The organism is Acinetobacter beijerinckii CIP 110307 (assembly GCF_000369005.1).
GTDB lineage: Bacteria > Pseudomonadota > Gammaproteobacteria > Pseudomonadales > Moraxellaceae > Acinetobacter > Acinetobacter beijerinckii.
On sequence record NZ_KB849764.1, the window covers coordinates 562,685 to 579,521 of the forward strand.

Here is a 16,837-nt window from a genome sequence, read left to right on the forward strand (position 1 = left end):
CATGTCTTTGGCGCATCGTATTCAGGATGCTTGGAATAAACAATCATCATGGTTGATTATGTTGCGCCCACTATCATGGTTATATCAACTTGCTTTTTATACGAATAAATCACTCTATAAAAGTGGTATAAAACAAGTATATCAAGCACCTATTCCGATTATGGTTGTCGGTAATATAACAGTTGGAGGTAGTGGCAAAACGCCATTACTTATCCAATTGGTTAAATATTTACAGCAGCACAATGTCCGTGTTGGAGTGATTAGTCGTGGGTATGGGGGACAAGGTCCTTTTCCTGCTTTGGTGAATGCATCATCAAATCCAAACGAAATTGGTGATGAACCCGCTTTGATTGTCCAGTCTACGCATGTCCCAATGTCTGTAGGGCCAAATCGTCAAGAATCGATTGAACTTTTATTAAATTCAGAACAACTGGATTTAATTATTAGTGATGATGGATTACAACATTGGGCTTTAGCTCGTCAAATTGAATGGATTGTAGTGGATCAAAATCGAGGTTTGGGTAATGAGAAACTATTGCCTGAAGGATATTTAAGAGAACCAAAATCTCGTTTAGTCGAAAGTACTGTAATCGAACATACGAAGACAGCTCATTCATATCGAAATATGCATTTGATGACAGGAAAGCCTTATTTGCTGAATGCTTCTGAACAATCAAATGTGTTTGATGCAGATCAGTACTTTAATGTTGTTGTTGGAATTGGTTTTCCTCAACGATTTTATCAGACGCTTCAAGGTTTAGGTGTACATAAATACCATTCGGCTGAATTCAAAGATCATCATAATTACGAAATTAATGATCTTATTTTTGCAAATGATTCTCCAATCATTACAACTGAAAAAGATGCTGTAAAGTTCAAAACCTTGTTGCAGCAAAATCCTGAATTCAAAACTGCTATTTGGGTCGTGCCCGTTGAAGCGGTTTTATCTGCTGATTGTTATGATTTACTCAAGCAACAATTACAACAAGTTGGGATTCAACTTCCTTAGAGATATGACATGAAACACATTGTAATTCCTGCTCGATTCGCGAGCTCACGTTTACCAGCGAAGCCACTGTTATTGATTCATGGGCGCCCAATGATCTTGCGCGTTGTCGATCAAGCCAAAAAAGTAGCAGGCTTTGATGATTTATGTGTTGCGACGGATGATCAACGGATTGCTGATGTGTGTATTGCAGAAGGTGTTGATGTTGTTCTAACCAGTGCTGAACATCCGTCAGGAACTGATCGTCTAAGTGAAGTTGCTCGTATTAAAGGGTGGTCCGCAGACGATATCATCGTAAACGTTCAAGGTGATGAGCCATTATTGCCTGCGCAACTCATTCAGCAAGTGACACAGCTTTTAGTTGATAATCCACAGTGTTCGATGTCCACTTTATGTGAGCCAATTTTTACGCTTGATGAGTTTGAGCGAGATAGTATTGTTAAAGTTGTGATGAGCAAACGCAACGAAGCGTTATATTTTAGTCGAGCAACTATTCCGTATGATCGAGATGGCGCAAAGCTGACAGAAATTAAACTTCACAACCATGCCTATCGTCATTTAGGTTTATATGCCTATAAAGTTAAATTATTACAGGAATATGTGACTTGGGAGCAAGGGGATTTAGAAAAACTGGAAAGTCTTGAACAGCTTCGGGTTTTAGAAAATGGGCATAGAATTGCAATTGCGATAGCTGAAGCGAATTTACCTCCAGGTGTAGATACACAAGAAGACTTAGATCGTTTGAATTTGATGTCTGTGAGTGCATTTGAGTAATGACAGTTGAGCAACAAAGTACCATGATTTATCCTTGGCATCAGCAAACTTGGTCGCTGCTTACCGCTAAATTTCCTGAGATCGCTCATGGTTTATTATTTTTTGGCAAGAATGGTTGTGCTAAGAATGAATTTACCCAGCGTTTTGTGGCTTGGATTTTATGCTCAGATAAAAAGGTAAATTCGGCTTGTGGTGAATGTAGTAGTTGTTTGTGGTTAAAATCTAATACTCATCCGAATTACGTCCACATTAGTACGGATGAAGAAAATAAAAAGGCAAATGCAAAGATAAAAATAGAAAAAATTCGTGATTTATTGCCTTTTGTTCAACAAACCGGTGAAGGGTGGCGAGTTGTTGTTATCGAACCCGCTGAAGCGCTCAATATTGCATCTGCCAATGCACTACTGAAAACCCTTGAAGAACCAGGTGAGCGGGTCGTCCTTATTTTAGTTGCCGATCATTATCTAAAATTGCCCGCGACCATTCGCAGTCGATTGCAACATTTCGCACTTGATCGATTGACTAAAACAGAAGCGGAGAGTTTTATTAAACATGAATTACCGACTTTAACTAGTGAAAAGTTATCTTTATTGCTCAATTTAGCAAATGATATGCCTTTAACTGCTCTCGAACTTGAGAAAAATACGTGGATAGAAAAACGTTCAGTATTTTTAAAAGACTGGGAAAAATTGGTTGCTGAGAAGAATAATCCTATTTCTCTTGCTAATAAATGGGCTAAAGAACTTAGTTTTCAAGATTTTTTAACAATGTTTGAATATCTGCTAGGCGATCTTGTGGCTTTTAAATTAAATCAAACCTTGAAAAATTTTGATTTAGAATTTCACAATTTAAATACTTATTATCATTTAGAGCAGTTATTTGAAATATATTCATTCCTCCAACAAGCCAAGCTAATGACAGATCAAAATGTTCAAAGCCAATTGGTAATGGATGAGATTTTTATGAAGATGATGAATGTATCTTAATTTTAAGAATTTCTTTATTTAAATGCTTGTGTGTTTACTATGTCTTAATAGTGGTAAATATTTAAGTAATTGATATTTATCTATATTATTTTTTAATTTTACTGCTTGATTAATAATTGTATTCAATTTGTTTTGAAGAATAAAATAAAAAATAAAATGATGTAAATTGTGAATTACATCACAATAATATTAAAATATAGGATGAAAATAATGAATATTAAACATCTAATAATAGGCATCAGTACAATTCTTGCATCAACACTCGTAATGGCAGAACCAAAGTTTAACTCTGATATTGATGGTTCTTCTTTTATGGTTAATGTATCCAATATTAGTCAGCAAAAATATGAATGTACATATACTTATACCTACAATGCTAATCAACAGGGCTTTCAAAGTCCGAGTTTCAATGGAAAATTTTTGGTTGAGGCTGGGGTAAGAAATATCGCTGTACTTGCTCGCAATGTAGATAGACCAGTAACAAAGCTAAATTTCGAGTTTCAGTGTAAAGAAATTTAATTCATGATAAAGGTGTAATTTTTGCGCAAATCGAGTGTCAAAAATTCACATATTTAATTAATTATGTTATTTTTTCACATCTATCATGTGGGGAAATACTATGCTCAACAAAACATTAATTTTATGTTCGTCATTTTTACTACTTGCTGGCTGCCAAACGCTTGATTCTGCTATGTCAGCCACTGATGGTATTTTAAATAAAACAGGTGATCTTCTGAGTGGTGATTTCAGAGGTTTAGCACCTGTAAAAAAAACAAGTTTGAATGAGGTTTGGCAGGATTGGCAGCAAAATGAGATCACTGCGAAGCAAAAGTGGAATGCACAGAGATTAGAGGTGCCTGGGATCATCACACGAATTACAAAGACAGGTGATGTGGTTTCCAAAAATCAAATCGCTATTATTTTTAAAGATCCTTCAAACTCTAAATGTAAAGGTCAAGGGTTAACTAGAGATGATTTAAAAGTAAACACCGATAAAATTAGTCATTTAAAAGTAGGGGATCGAGTTGTGGTTACGGGTGTTTTTGGAACGACTGAGTCAAAATGGTCAGATCAAGGTGAATGTTGGTTCTCATTCGACAAAGCAGAAATTGTGAAAGTTGCTAAAAAATAAATATTTTTTTATGGAAAAGGCAGAGGCGACTCTGTCTTTTTTGTAAATAATGACATAATTCATTTTTAAAAATTTAAAATGATTTATTAAATATAAAAATAACATAAATATCATTTGGTTAAGAATAAAGCATTTGAAAAACTTTATTTGTTGTTTGTTCTAATCTTTCTTATAATCCAATCATAGAAAAGCGAATTTCTAAAAACGGTCTAATCACATTTATATTGTAGTAGCTGTAAATCATCATATTGATAGATATGCTTTTACTGATTGGTATTATAAAAAGTAGTTTATGTTTTAAAGCGTACAGGGGAATGTTATGCAACCACAAATGATGGGCGGGATTATACAGGTCAATATTCCAGATAAAGCGACTTTACAGTCGAGTTATATGCCTTTTGTACAAGGCGGTGGGCTCTTTGTTCCAACGAAACAAACTGTAAAAATGGGACAAGAGGTTTTTATATTGGCAACGTTACCAGAACAAACACAAAAAATACCTTTAACAGGTAAAGTTATTTGGATTTCTCATAAGCAAACGCACTTTAAACCACAAGGTTTCGCTATTCAGCTTGCTGGTGAAAAGGGCGTATATTATAAAAACGAAGCTGAAAAATTATTGGCAGGTTCAAAAAGTTTGGATCGTCCAAGCTATACGATGTAGTTGCTATTGATCATAGGAAGAAAGAGTGTTTGTTGATACGCATTGCCATTTAACGATGTTGGACTTAACGCCTTATGATGGGAGTTTAGACCAAGCACTCGCGCAAGCTCGACTTGCTGGTGTTTCAAAGTTTATGGGGATTTCAGTTGATCTTGATGATCATAAAAAATTGGCTGAAATCGCCTCACGTCATGCAGATGTTGGCTATTCTGTAGGTGTGCATCCCTGTGAGGATGCGGATGTCATGGCGCAGGCAACCACTGAATACTTAGTGAGTCTTGCGCAATCAGATAAAGTTTGGGCGATAGGTGAAACTGGTCTAGATTATTATCACAGCACGGATTTTATTGAAGAGCAAAAACGTTGTTTTGCTAGGCATATCGAAGCTTCTAAAATTGTAAAAAAACCAGTGGTTGTTCATACCAGAGCTGCAAAACACGATACGGTTGATATTATTAAGGCTGAACAATCAGCGTATGGCATTTTGCATTGTTTCACTGAGGATTGGGAAACTGCAAAAGCTGTATTGGATTGTGGGTATTATATTTCATTCTCAGGTATTGTCTCTTTTAAAAATGCTCAAGACTTGCGAGATGTGGCAAAACAAGTTCCACTTGATCGCTTATTGATCGAAACGGATAGTCCCTATTTAGCACCTGCCCCTTTTCGTGGTAAAACCAATGAACCGAAATATGTTCCATATGTGGCAAAAGCATTAAGTGACGTATATGATAAATCGGTTGAAGAGATAGGTCGAATTACAACACAAAATTTTGAAAATCTCTTAAATTTGAAATAAACGGTTTAGTTGTACTAGGAAAGAGAGTTATCACGTGAAAATGGATCGTCAAGCTCAGTTTAGAGCGCGAGAAGTATTAATTTTTCAAATCGCTGAACAACTCCTATTAGAAAATGGCGAAGCAGGCATGACGCTCGATGCGCTTGCTGCTGAATTGGATCTTGCTAAAGGCACGTTATACAAGCATTTTCAAAGCAAAGATGAGTTGTATATGTTGCTGATTATTCGCAATGAGCGCATGTTGCTTGAGATGATTCAGGATACAGAAAAAGCTTTTCCTGAACATTTAGCTTTTTTCATGTTACATCATTTGCATCATCCTGAGCGGACAGCTTTATTTCATCAACTTGAAGAGCGGCTTTCGACGACTGGTCAAGGCATTCAAATGTTGTTTAGTGAATTATATAAAATTCGTCGACAACGTCTGCGAATCATTATCCGTATGACAGAAAGTTATTTGCTTGATATTAAAAGCTCTATGACAACACGTGATTATTTAGCTTCTATTTGGTCGCTAACTTATGGTGCTGCTGTTATATTAAATTCAAGTTTTTATCAAAGATATCTCGGTTCTCGAGATACTTTGCGTGTCGCTTATATTGAGCAAGCCTTGGCAATGCCAAAACAGCTCGATTATGTTGCTTCAAGTTGATCATCCAATGAATTCACTACGTAGATTGCAACAAGGTTTTACTCTCATTGAGATCATGGTAGTGATTGTTATTATGACTGTCATGGCATCACTCGTAGTGTTGAATATAGGTGGTGTTGATCAGCGTAAAGCGATGCAGGCTAGGGAGATGTTTATCCTTGATCTACAAAAAATTAATAAAGAAGCGACAGATCAAGCAAAAGTTTTTGCATTAAATACTCAAAATGCTACTGACGTTGCACCATTTAGTTATAACTTATTTGAATACCACGATCAGAGCTTAGAGCAGCTTCAACAAGATAATAAAACATGGCAGCCTTATACTGAGTTTAAAACACGTCAACTACCTAATCATGTTTCTTTTAGCATTCAAAGTTTGGATGCTAAAAATTATGCTAGAGCTAGAAATGATGATCTTTTAGGTGGGAGGTCACCTCAATTGATTTGGTTTGGTAATGGTGAAGTAAAACCCGCAAGAATCCAGTTTTATTATGAGCAGCAGCCAATTGGTCATGAATTGGAGCTAGATCACTTGGGTAAAATAAATGAAAACTAGATACTCACCCTGTAGCTCTTCGTCTTGTGCTCAGGCAAAGTTCAATGCTCCGTATGCTGTTACTCCAAGTATAGTTTCACGTCTTACAACAGCAGGTAGGCCAGCTCACTTCGAACATAGCTCTTCATCTTGCGCTCAGATGAAACGTTGTCTCACTAATCCTGCAACTCGAAGCACAGCTTCTCGACTTGCAGCAGGGCAGAGCGGTACTCGGCGTAAACCTGCTTCAGGATTTACGTTGCTTGAAGTTATGGTGGCGTTAGCGATTTTCGCTGTAGCTGCGATTGCATTAACTAAAATCGCAATGCAATATACCCAAGCAACATCCAATGCAATCTTACGTACCAAAGCACAATTTGTGGCAATGAACGAAGTTGCAATGATGGAAATAAATCAAGAGTGGTTGGATGGAACTCAATCTAAGCAAGTTACCGCTCAAGGCGAAACATGGCAAATTGATAAAAAAGCCCAATCCACCATTAGTCCAAAGATACAACGGATAGAATTACAAATTAGTTTATTTAATCGCGAGCAGGGTAAGGTTGAAGCTGGAATTACGCACCTTACTTTCTTTAATTATCCAACCCAAGCTAAAACGCAATGAAATATAAGAAAGGATTTACTCTGGTTGAGTTGCTGGTTGCAATTGCTATATTTGCTATACTTTCTATGCTCGGTTGGAAAGTTTTTGATTATTTATTGAAAGTTAAAGATAGAAATGCTGAGCACGAAAATCACTTATTTGAACTTCAAGACGCATATCAGCAAATTTTAAGAGATAGTCTGCAAATTATTCCTCTAACAGCCAATGATGGTCGACAATTACAAGCAGCACTTGTCTTAAATGATCGATCTTTTGCTTTTAGTAAAGCTGGCGTATCAGATCCACTCAAACAAGGTTTATCACCCTATGAGCGAATTGAATATCGTTTTGATGCCGAACAAAAGAAAGTATATCGATTAAAATACTCAAATCTTAATATTCCAAATCGCGTTCAACCCATATCAAGCACGTTGTTACAGAATGTTGATGATTTTCGGATTATGGTGCTAAATCCTCAGGAATTAAGCCAATGGCCTGAAAACTTAAATGACCCCAATAATGTGAATGAATTAAAGAAATTACCTTTAGGTATCAAAATTCAACTCACTGTTGCTGGTACAGATTATGAATGGATTTATAGCTTACTGAATTCAAATCAATTGCTAGATGGACAGGGTCAGCCATGAAAATAAAATCATCGCAGGCTGGCGTTGCATTATTAACAATCTTGGTTATGGTTGCTTTAGCGACGATCTTGGCAGCAACCATTGCAAAGCGTCAAACCAATACAGCTGAAAACACTGGTTATTTAATGCGCCAGAATCAATCTTTGCTTTATGCGAAAAGCGCAGAAGCCTTTTTTTCTGAATTACTTAATCAAGACAGTGATAATGGTAATAGCGTAGATCATTTACAAGAAAATTGGGCAAAACCTATGCCTCCTTTCCCAGTTGAAGATGGTTCAGTATCTGGACGATTAATAGATGAAAGTGGAAAATTTAACTTAAATAATCTTATTAAAGTTGATGGTAATCAGGTTGATGAATCAGCACGACGTTGGTTCGAAAAACTATTGCAACGTGTCGGTTTGCCGGCTGAGCTAAGCCAAGCTGTGATTGACTGGCAAGATTCAAATGATGAAACAATGGGCGCAATGGGTGCTGAAAGTAATTACTATCAAGGCTTAGATCCTGCTTATTTAACACCAAATACAAAGTTTCATGGTGTTGAGGAGTTAAAGTTGGTAAGGGGCTTTGAGGGGAAAAACTTTGATCTGATCAGGCCTTATGTCACAGCATTACCCGAACAAACGAAAATAAATATGAATACTGCTCCAGCATTATTATTAGCCAGTATAGACCCTAAAGTTGATGTTAGGGCTGTAGAACAAGAGCTTAAAACTAAGCAAACAAATTTAACTTATTTTAATAATGTTGATGATTTATGGAAATTAAATGCTTTTTCTAGCATTGAAGAGCAGAGTAAAAACGATGCAGCAACCTTTTTAGACAGTAAATCCAATTTTTTTGTTGCACAAATTGAGGTTGTCTTAAGCGATCGAAAACGTCAGTTTACTAGCTTAATGATGAGAAAAGATAAACAAGTTACTGTTTATTCGAGAAGTCTTGCACCATTTAAAGAGTAGAGCATATTGGGTTATTGAATTGTGATAAGGTTTAAAATCAATCCCAATGCTCGTTTTTTTGCTTTATAATAAAATTTGTTTGCAGATAAAGATTCGCTTGGTGCATGTTAATTCGTAAATTATTTAAGTTTGAAAACGCTCATATTGTACGTAATTGTACATCGGATCGTTGTAAGCGTTCGATTCATGGGCATAGCTATAAAGTTGAATTATTATTAAAAGCGTCAAAGTTAGATCATGGACAAATGGTTTATGATTTTGGTCTTTTAAAAGGTGTAATCAAGGAATTATTCGATAGCTTTGATCATGCGATTTGCTTTTGGCAAAAAGATGATGCAGCTTATATAGATGCCTGTAAAACTTTTAGTGCACGTTGGATTTCTCTCCCTGTATCTCCTTCGGCAGAACAATTTTCTCGTATTTTTTTCTATTTAGCTCAACAAGTACTGAATTCGACCACCACTCAGAATGGTGAGGGGGATGTTGAAGTGTATTCTGTAATTGTTCATGAAACTGACACTGGCTACGCTCAGAGTTTTCAAGAAGATATTGCGAATGAGCAAATGGGATTATTGACTCTAGATCAAATTGAATTTTCAGAACAAGTGCAACTTGAATGGAGTGATTCAAAAATGTATGAAAATCTGAAAAATGGCATCAAATTTCAAAACCCAAATGTAGAGCTTCAGGTAGATATTTAAGTAAAACTTAATTAGATCTACACAATAATGCAAGGAATGTTAATGCAATTTACTGAACAGCAGCAGGAAAAATTAAACAAAGTTCAGCTAGATGAGTCTTGGAAAATTTCATTATCAGACTTTTTGCTTAGTTCGAAAATGGATAATTTGCGAGAATTTTTACAGCAAGAAATTCTGGCTCAAAAAATAGTTTATCCGCCAAGTAAGCAAATTTTCAATGCTTTAAATACAACACCACTGCAAAACGTAAAAGTCGTGATTTTAGGGCAAGACCCTTATCATGGCCCTAATCAAGCAAATGGGTTAAGTTTTTCAGTTCAAAGAGGGGTTGCATTACCACCATCTTTGCGTAATATTTTTCATGAGCTACATAACGATTTAGCTGTACCCATCTCTCGGCATGGTGATTTGAGTAAATGGGCTGGGCAAGGTGTATTATTATTAAATAGTGTGTTGACTGTGGAAGCGGGTCAGCCAACTTCTCATCAAAAACAGGGGTGGGAAGACTTCACTGATGCGGTTATCGATGTACTGAATGATCAACGAGAGCACATCGTATTTATTTTATGGGGTGCTTATGCGCAACGTAAAGGACAAAGAATTGACCGAAATAAACATCTTGTTTTGACTGCTGCTCATCCATCTCCTTTAGCGGCAAACCGAGGTGGTTTTTTTGGTTGTAAAGTATTTTCTAAAACTAATCATTATTTGAAACAACATGGCATTGAGCCTATAGACTGGCAATTGGACGCATAATGACTTCTCCTGACTTAAATAGCTATCATCCAGATTTGATTGTTGAGCATGCAAAAAATGGTTGGCGTATTGTTCGCTTAAATCGACCAAAATCATTGCATGCACTTGATGAATCAATCGTTAGTGCATTATTGAAAGTATTTGAAAATTTTCATGAAGATGATGCTGTTAAAGCGATTTGGTTTGACTCAACAACACCGAAAGCTTTTTGTGCTGGTGGAGATGTTCGTAAACTTCGTCAATTGGTTATTAATAATGAAGTTGAAACTGCAAATAAATTTTTTGAGCAAGAATATGCTCTAGATTTGTTACTTCATAATTATGCTAAACCGATTGTGGTTTGGGGTGAAGGCTATGTTATGGGCGGCGGGCTTGGGCTATTTATGGCTGCACCATTCCGTTTAGTTACACCATATTCTCGCTTGGCGATGCCTGAAATTAATATTGGTCTGTATCCTGATGTTGGTGGAAGTCGCTTCCTTGCAGATCGTGGACAGATTGGTTTGTTTACGGGTTTAACGGGTTCAATTATGACCTCAGCAGGTGCATTTAGCATCGGTTGGGCAACACATATTTGTGAAGCACAAAGAGATAATGTTTTGCAAAAAGTACTAAGTGTTGACTGGAATCATTACCCAGCAGGTGCTTTTCGCGCAATTGATGACACATTAAATAGTTTGCATCGTCCTGTTGCATCTGGTCCACTGCAAAACTCAATCGATGTCATCCATAGTGTTTGTCGTGGTCAGAACTTTGAATATGATTATCAAGCGATTATTGGTTTGAGCGAAGCGAGTAGTGACTGGTTGCGCCAAGCAAGTGAGAACTTACAAAAAGGTTCGCCAAGTACTGCTGCAATTACATGGCTGCTATGGCAATGGGGTAAGCAGGGACATGCTTGGGATGAGGTTTTTGCTTTAGAATCACAAATTTCTGACTGGAAGATTCGTCACCCTGACTTTGTTGAGGGTGTACGCGCGCGTTTAGTTGATAAAGACTTATCTCCAGAATGGAAAGCTGCTGAAAAAATCACATTAAAAGATATTTTGTCAGACTGTGCTCCAGTGACAACGATTGATAGTTGGAATGCATTATTAAGACAGTACGGTGTTATCGTCTAATTAGCTATGAGTTTAACGATCATAAATGATGAGTATTGGATGCAGCTTGCTTACGAGCAGGCTGCAATAGCTGCATCCAAAGGCGAGATTCCTGTCGGAGCGGTTATTGTCAGTAATGGTGAGGTGATTGGAGCAGGATACAATGCTCCAATTCAACTTTCTGATCCAACTGCACACGCAGAAATTCAAGCACTGCGATCTGCTTGCCAGTCGTTAAATAACTACCGCCTGCCTGATGATGCAGTGCTTTATGTAACTTTAGAACCTTGTACAATGTGTGTGGGGGCGTTAATTCATGCACGTATACAAAAAGTGGTTTTTGCGACAACCGAACCCAAGGCTGGTTCACTTGTTAGTGCGCGTCAATTGCTAGATAATGGATATTACAATCATAAATTTCATTTTGAACAAGGCTGTATGCAGGAACAATGTTCCGCGCAATTAAGTGATTTTTTCAAAAAAAGAAGAAATGAAAAGAAGCAAATCCGTTCGTCAAAAACGTCCTTAAATGACTAAAAAGCTCGAAATAATTATGGCAAACTTGGCCTCCAATGATTTTGGGTCAAATAAAAAGGCAAAGTTATGCGTAATGCAATCACCGTAAAAAAAGAATTCCGCGCACCAATCGCTGAGGTTTTTGAGTTGTTATCAAAACATGCAACTTATAATCAGGCATTTGCTCCTTTGCAAGTTGTACGTGTAAAGGATTCTGCTGACCCGCAGCGTCCTGATGGAATTGGTTCTGTGCGTCGTATGGGTTTTGGTCCAATCAAACCACTTCAAGAAGAAATCACATTTTTGGACGAAAATAAGCGTATTGAATATAAGCTAATTAATAATCCTTTAGTTAAACATCATTTGGGTCAGATTGATTTTAAAGAAATCACGCCTTTTATTACTTTGGTGACTTATAAGATTGAATTTACAGCAAAGGCGCCCTTTGTGAGTAAATTAGTTCTTGCACAACTCAAAGCAGCGATTACACTAGGTTTCTCAAAATTAGCAAAATCAGTTTCTTCATAAGAGATGGGAATGACAGTTCATATTATTACGATAGATGGTCCGAGCGGCTCTGGAAAAGGAACCTTGGCTGCAAAAATTGCAGCACATTATCATTTTAATTTATTAGATTCTGGGGCGTTATATCGTTTACTTGGACTGTCATTATTTCAGCATGGCTTACTTGATCAAATTGATGCAAATTTAGATCAGTGTGTAGAGTACGCGACCCATTTGGATATTGAGTTTAAGACTACTGAAAGTGCGACATTGATATTTCTTGAAGGCGTAGATGTCACTAATACCATTCGAACAGAACAAGTGGGTGAGTATGCGTCTAAAGTTGCAACTGTCCATGAATTAAGAAAAGCATTGTTTGAGCGTCAGCGCGCATTTATTCAACCACCTGGATTGGTTGCGGATGGCCGTGACATGGCGACATCAATTTTTCCGGAAGCCCAAGCCAAAATTTATCTTACTGCTTCTGCTGAGTCTCGTGCTGAGCGTCGTGTAAAACAGTTGCAGGGTATGGGTCTTGATGCTAAAATAAGCGACATTTTATCTAACATAGAAGCTAGAGATAGGAGAGATATGGAGCGTAAAGTTGCTCCACTCAAGCCTGCTGAAGACGCATATATCATTGATAGTTCTACAATAGGCATCAATGAAGTGTTTCAGTTAATGGTTGACTATATCAATAGCCGTATAAAATAGATACACAATTTTTTATCAGTTGAAGCATTGCTTGATCAGATTTTTTGGACAATGTAACAACTTAACTAAACCGGCCTTGTCTGATCCAAGACCGCGGACTTTATCAGGTATATCATGACCGAATCTTTTGCAGCCCTCTTTGAAGAAAGTGAATTAAACCTCAACGTTGAAAAGGGTGCAGTCATCCAAGGTACTGTTGTTAGTATCGATTCTGACTGGGTTACTGTTGACACTGGCCTTAAATCTGAAGGCGTAGTTGACCGTGCTGAATTTTTAAATGAACAACGTGAACTTGAAGTTCAAGTTGGCGATACTGTTGACGTAGTTGTTGAAGCGCTTGACAACGGTATGGGTCAAACAGTTTTATCACGTGAAAAAGCGAAGCGTGCTGAAACTTGGACTAAACTTGAGAAAATCTTTGAAGACGGCGAAATCGTTACTGGTGTTATCTCTGGTAAGGTTAAAGGCGGTTTCACTGTTGACATCGGTCCTGTACGTGCATTCTTACCAGGTTCTTTAGTTGACACTCGTCCTATCCGTGATACAACTCACCTTGAAGGTAAAGAGTTAGAGTTCAAAGTAATCAAACTTGATGCTAAACGTAACAACGTTGTTGTATCTCGTCGTGCAGTTATGGAAGCTGAATCTTCAGCTGACCGTGAAGCGTTACTTGCTCAACTTGAAGAAGGTCAAACAGTTACAGGTACTATCAAAAACCTTACTGATTACGGCGCGTTCGTTGATCTTGGCGGTATTGATGGTCTTCTACATATCACAGATATGGCTTGGAAGCGTATCAAGCATCCTTCAGAAGTTGTTGAAGTTGGTCAAGAAGTTACAGTTAAAGTACTTAAGTTTGACCGCGAGCGTAACCGCGTATCTTTAGGTCTTAAGCAATTAGGCGAAGATCCATGGTTAGCGATCATGAACCGTTACCCTAAAGGTTCAATCGTTAAAGCACGTGTAACTAACTTAACTGATTACGGTTGCTTTGCTGAAATCGCTGAAGGCGTTGAAGGCTTAGTACACGTTTCAGAAATGGACCACACGAACAAAAACATCCACCCATCTAAAGTTGTACAGATTGGTGATGAAGTTGATGTTATGGTTCTTGAAGTTGATGAAGAACGTCGTCGTATTTCATTGGGTATCAAACAAACTCGTGCTAACCCATGGGAAGAGTTTGCTAAAGCAAATGAAAAAGGCGAAAAAGTTTCTGGTACGATCAAATCAATCACTGATTTCGGTATCTTCATCGGTTTGTCTGGTGGAATCGATGGTCTAGTACACTTGTCTGATATTTCTTGGAACGAACAAGGCGAAGAAGCTATTCGTCGTTACAAGAAAGGCGATACAGTTGAAGCAGTTATCTTATCTGTAGATGCTGAAGGTAACCGTATCAGCCTTGGTATCAAGCAATTAAACAGCGATCCATTCAATGACTTCTTGGCTGCGAATGAGCGTGGTGCTTTAGTTAAAGGTACTGTAACTGCTGTTGATGCTAAAGGTGCTACAGTTAAATTAGCTGATGACATCGAAGCTACTCTTAAAGCTTCTGAAATCAACCGTGATCGCGTTGAAGATGCAACTAAGTTCTTAGAAGTTGGTCAAGAAGTTGAAGCGAAGATCATCAATGTTGATCGTAAATCTCGCTCTATCAACTTGTCTATCAAAGCGAAAGACGAAGCTGAAGAGAAAGAAGCTGTGAACACTGTTCGTCAAGCTGCTGCAACTCAACCAGCAGACAGCAATGGTCCTAAGACTATTGGTGACTTAATTAAAGCTCAAATGAAGTAATTTGTTAAAAGGTACGTTTCTTGTAACAGATACGTGCTTTTTTATACAAAAATACTGTAAACGGTAGCGTAGTATTGATGTACTGCGCTACCGTTTTGTATTTAAACAGGTTATTATTAAAAACATTGAAAAGTAGCAATAATTAAATGAGGTCATCAATGACTACTGAAGCACTTAATAAATCTGATTTAATTGAACGGATTGCACTTAAAAACCCACACTTAGCTGAGCCTTTAGTTGAGGATGCAGTTAAGATTATGATTGATCAAATGATCGAAGCACTTTCAAGTGGTGATCGTATTGAAATTCGTGGTTTTGGCAGTTTCGCTTTGCATCACCGTGAGCCTCGTTTAGGTCGTAATCCTAAAACAGGAAAATCTGTTGATGTCGCAGCGAAAGCGGTACCACATTTTAAACCTGGTAAAGCACTTCGTGATGCGGTAAACGAAACTGCTCAGTAAATTAAAATAGTCGAGGTATTCATGCGTTATATACTAATTGCATTGCTCGTTGCCATTTTTGGTTATTCACTTGCTTTGGTTCTTCAAAATCCAACAGAACTTCCAGTAGATTTATTATTTACTCAAGTTCCTGCTATGCGTTTAGGTCTTTTGCTTTTATTGACCTTGGTTCTTGGTATTTTGGTAGGTTTGTTGCTTGGCGTACAGGTTTTCCGTGTTTTCCAAAATAGTTGGGAAATTAAACGACTTCGTAAAGATATTGATCACCTTCGAAAAGAGCAAATTCAACTTGCACAACAAGCTGCCGCAGAAGCTGCTGCCAGTGTAAGACACGAAAAAACAGTGTTGGATATTCAACCTGAGAGTCATACACGGACTCCACTGTAATCTATAATATTTAGAGTGTTATTGAGTTCTTTAAGATCAATAGCACGATAGAATAGTCCTTTTATTTAAAGGGCTATTTTTTTTGTCTTAAGGAATGCCTAGGTATCGCAAGCTAGCAGTAATGAGCATCGCTACAAGAATAACGACGATAAGTGAGTATTTTTTCCAAGCAAAAATAATAGCAACTGAAACGCCGATAATTTTACTTATACCACTAAAATGAGTTTCAGAAAAAAGTGTGTTGAACATGGCTAATGTGAACAAAAGGACACAAGCAGAATCAGCCAGTAGTTGTTTGTGATGCTCTTTGAATGTCATACGATTGGCTAAATAGAACCCTGAATAACGAATTAGATAAGTGCCAAAAGCAAGTATGACAATTCCAACAAAGATGTAACTCTCACTATATTTCATTTTGATTTACCTTTAAATAAGAGACCAAACATTGAAATAAGAACGGGTAAGCCTGTTGGTAATAATGGAATAGATGCTATAGATAGTGTCGTGCCGATAAACACACGTTTCCGTGTGGTTTTATTTTCAAGCATAGGTAATATCAAAGCGAATAGAATTGCTGGAAAAGCTGCATCAACTCCAAGAACATGAATATCTGGAATATTTTTACTTAGAATATAACCAGTCAATACACCAAGAGGCCATAGAATGCAAATACCAAGTCCACACATCCAATAAGCAGATTTCCTTGCTTGATCGTTTTGTTGGCTTAAGCCGAACATAACGCTTTCATCATTCATAATGTGGCATGCGATAAATCGATAAGCATTTTTTTCGATAAAGCTAGCGACTGATAAACCAAATGGAAGATGGCGTAAGTTGATCAATATGCCTGTTAATGCTGCAAAAATAGGATTTGCACCTGTTGCTATCATGCCAATAAACGTAAATTCAGCGGCTCCAGCCAATACAGATAAAGAAAGCAGGATTGGAATCCACAATGGCATATCAAAGCTTGCTGCAACTGAGCCCAGTGAAATTCCTACAATTCCAGTTGCTAAAGAGATGAGTACAATTGCTTTAATGAGATGATATTGCTCTTTATCTTGCATCTTTATTTTATATATAAAACGAACGTACGATATAATAGATTAAATTTATACTGTTCGTCAAAGCGAACGTTCGTTT

The 16,837-nt window shown here is 37.4% G+C and carries 23 protein-coding genes; 21 read left to right on the top strand and 2 right to left on the bottom strand.

What is annotated here, in order from left to right:
• The first annotated feature begins 1 nt into the window (after window position 1).
• The 21 genes from lpxK to F933_RS04355 all read left to right on the top strand — a co-directional run bounded on the left by lpxK (window position 2) and on the right by F933_RS04355 (window position 15,694).
• Window positions 2-1,009, top strand: a complete 1,008-nt coding sequence (gene lpxK / locus F933_RS04255; RefSeq protein WP_005058803.1) for a tetraacyldisaccharide 4'-kinase — start codon at window positions 2-4, stop codon at window positions 1,007-1,009.
• A gap of 9 nt (window positions 1,010-1,018) precedes the next feature.
• Window positions 1,019-1,780, top strand: a complete 762-nt coding sequence (kdsB, locus tag F933_RS04260) for a 3-deoxy-manno-octulosonate cytidylyltransferase (RefSeq protein ID WP_005058805.1) — start codon at window positions 1,019-1,021, stop codon at window positions 1,778-1,780.
• On the top strand, window positions 1,780-2,766 hold the full coding sequence (locus F933_RS04265) for a hypothetical protein (RefSeq protein WP_005058807.1): 987 nt from the start codon (window positions 1,780-1,782) through the stop codon (window positions 2,764-2,766). The genes kdsB and F933_RS04265 overlap by 1 nt, the downstream gene beginning before the upstream one ends.
• A 210-nt stretch (window positions 2,767-2,976) precedes the next feature.
• Window positions 2,977-3,285 (top strand): hypothetical protein, encoded by a 309-nt coding sequence (locus F933_RS04270; RefSeq protein ID WP_005058810.1) that lies wholly within the window; start codon window positions 2,977-2,979, stop codon window positions 3,283-3,285.
• A 100-nt stretch (window positions 3,286-3,385) separates the two neighbouring features.
• Window positions 3,386-3,898, top strand: a complete 513-nt coding sequence (locus tag F933_RS04275; protein ID WP_005058812.1) for a hypothetical protein — start codon at window positions 3,386-3,388, stop codon at window positions 3,896-3,898.
• A 319-nt stretch (window positions 3,899-4,217) separates the two neighbouring features.
• Window positions 4,218-4,562: a PilZ domain-containing protein gene (locus F933_RS04280; protein WP_005053804.1), complete on the top strand. Its 345-nt coding sequence runs from the start codon at window positions 4,218-4,220 to the stop codon at window positions 4,560-4,562.
• Window positions 4,563-4,587: 25 nt separating this feature from the next.
• Window positions 4,588-5,361 (top strand): TatD family hydrolase, encoded by a 774-nt coding sequence (locus tag F933_RS04285; RefSeq protein ID WP_005058814.1) that lies wholly within the window; start codon window positions 4,588-4,590, stop codon window positions 5,359-5,361.
• 40 nt (window positions 5,362-5,401) lie between these two features.
• A complete protein-coding gene (locus F933_RS04290) occupies window positions 5,402-6,013 on the top strand; it encodes a TetR/AcrR family transcriptional regulator (RefSeq protein WP_167539069.1) in 612 nt (203 codons plus the stop codon).
• A 7-nt stretch (window positions 6,014-6,020) separates the two neighbouring features.
• Entirely contained in the window at window positions 6,021-6,569 is a 549-nt protein-coding gene (locus F933_RS04295; protein ID WP_034710476.1) for a type II secretion system protein, read from the top strand.
• Window positions 6,570-6,708: 139 nt separating this feature from the next.
• Window positions 6,709-7,173 (top strand): type II secretion system minor pseudopilin GspI, encoded by a 465-nt coding sequence (gene gspI, locus F933_RS16980; protein WP_005058819.1) that lies wholly within the window; start codon window positions 6,709-6,711, stop codon window positions 7,171-7,173.
• Window positions 7,170-7,799, top strand: coding sequence for a type II secretion system minor pseudopilin GspJ (gspJ, locus tag F933_RS04305; protein ID WP_005058821.1), 630 nt, complete (start codon window positions 7,170-7,172; stop codon window positions 7,797-7,799). The genes gspI and gspJ overlap by 4 nt, the downstream gene beginning before the upstream one ends.
• Window positions 7,796-8,758 (top strand): type II secretion system minor pseudopilin GspK, encoded by a 963-nt coding sequence (gene gspK, locus F933_RS04310; protein ID WP_005058823.1) that lies wholly within the window; start codon window positions 7,796-7,798, stop codon window positions 8,756-8,758. Before gspJ ends, gspK begins: the two co-directional genes overlap by 4 nt.
• Before the next feature lie 104 nt (window positions 8,759-8,862).
• Window positions 8,863-9,459, top strand: a complete 597-nt coding sequence (locus tag F933_RS04315) for a 6-pyruvoyl trahydropterin synthase family protein (RefSeq protein WP_005058824.1) — start codon at window positions 8,863-8,865, stop codon at window positions 9,457-9,459.
• A 42-nt stretch (window positions 9,460-9,501) separates the two neighbouring features.
• Window positions 9,502-10,215, top strand: coding sequence for a uracil-DNA glycosylase (ung, locus tag F933_RS04320; RefSeq protein ID WP_005058825.1), 714 nt, complete (start codon window positions 9,502-9,504; stop codon window positions 10,213-10,215).
• Window positions 10,212-11,336, top strand: a complete 1,125-nt coding sequence (locus F933_RS04325; RefSeq protein ID WP_171065936.1) for an enoyl-CoA hydratase/isomerase family protein — start codon at window positions 10,212-10,214, stop codon at window positions 11,334-11,336. Before ung ends, F933_RS04325 begins: the two co-directional genes overlap by 4 nt.
• Before the next feature lie 6 nt (window positions 11,337-11,342).
• The gene (gene tadA / locus F933_RS04330) at window positions 11,343-11,852 is read left to right on the top strand and encodes a tRNA adenosine(34) deaminase TadA (RefSeq protein WP_034710388.1); all 510 of its coding nucleotides are present in this window, start codon (window positions 11,343-11,345) and stop codon (window positions 11,850-11,852) included.
• Window positions 11,853-11,918: 66 nt separating this feature from the next.
• Complete coding sequence (locus tag F933_RS04335) at window positions 11,919-12,359, top strand: SRPBCC family protein (protein ID WP_005058832.1); 441 nt, start codon at window positions 11,919-11,921, stop codon at window positions 12,357-12,359.
• A 9-nt stretch (window positions 12,360-12,368) separates the two neighbouring features.
• Window positions 12,369-13,049, top strand: a complete 681-nt coding sequence (gene cmk, locus F933_RS04340) for a (d)CMP kinase (RefSeq protein WP_005058833.1) — start codon at window positions 12,369-12,371, stop codon at window positions 13,047-13,049.
• A gap of 114 nt (window positions 13,050-13,163) precedes the next feature.
• Window positions 13,164-14,846, top strand: coding sequence for a 30S ribosomal protein S1 (gene rpsA / locus F933_RS04345; protein WP_005053831.1), 1,683 nt, complete (start codon window positions 13,164-13,166; stop codon window positions 14,844-14,846).
• 158 nt (window positions 14,847-15,004) lie between these two features.
• The gene (locus F933_RS04350) at window positions 15,005-15,307 is read left to right on the top strand and encodes an integration host factor subunit beta (RefSeq protein WP_005058834.1); all 303 of its coding nucleotides are present in this window, start codon (window positions 15,005-15,007) and stop codon (window positions 15,305-15,307) included.
• A gap of 21 nt (window positions 15,308-15,328) precedes the next feature.
• Window positions 15,329-15,694, top strand: a complete 366-nt coding sequence (locus F933_RS04355) for a lipopolysaccharide assembly protein LapA domain-containing protein (protein ID WP_005053836.1) — start codon at window positions 15,329-15,331, stop codon at window positions 15,692-15,694.
• An 87-nt stretch (window positions 15,695-15,781) separates the two neighbouring features.
• On the opposite strand, the gene F933_RS04360 is transcribed toward F933_RS04355, so the two are convergent.
• Entirely contained in the window at window positions 15,782-16,108 is a 327-nt protein-coding gene (locus F933_RS04360; RefSeq protein ID WP_005058835.1) for an AzlD domain-containing protein, read from the bottom strand.
• Window positions 16,105-16,761, bottom strand: a complete 657-nt coding sequence (locus F933_RS04365; RefSeq protein ID WP_005058837.1) for an AzlC family ABC transporter permease — start codon at window positions 16,759-16,761, stop codon at window positions 16,105-16,107. The genes F933_RS04360 and F933_RS04365 overlap by 4 nt, the downstream gene beginning before the upstream one ends.
• Between the last annotated feature and the right edge of the window lie 76 nt (window positions 16,762-16,837).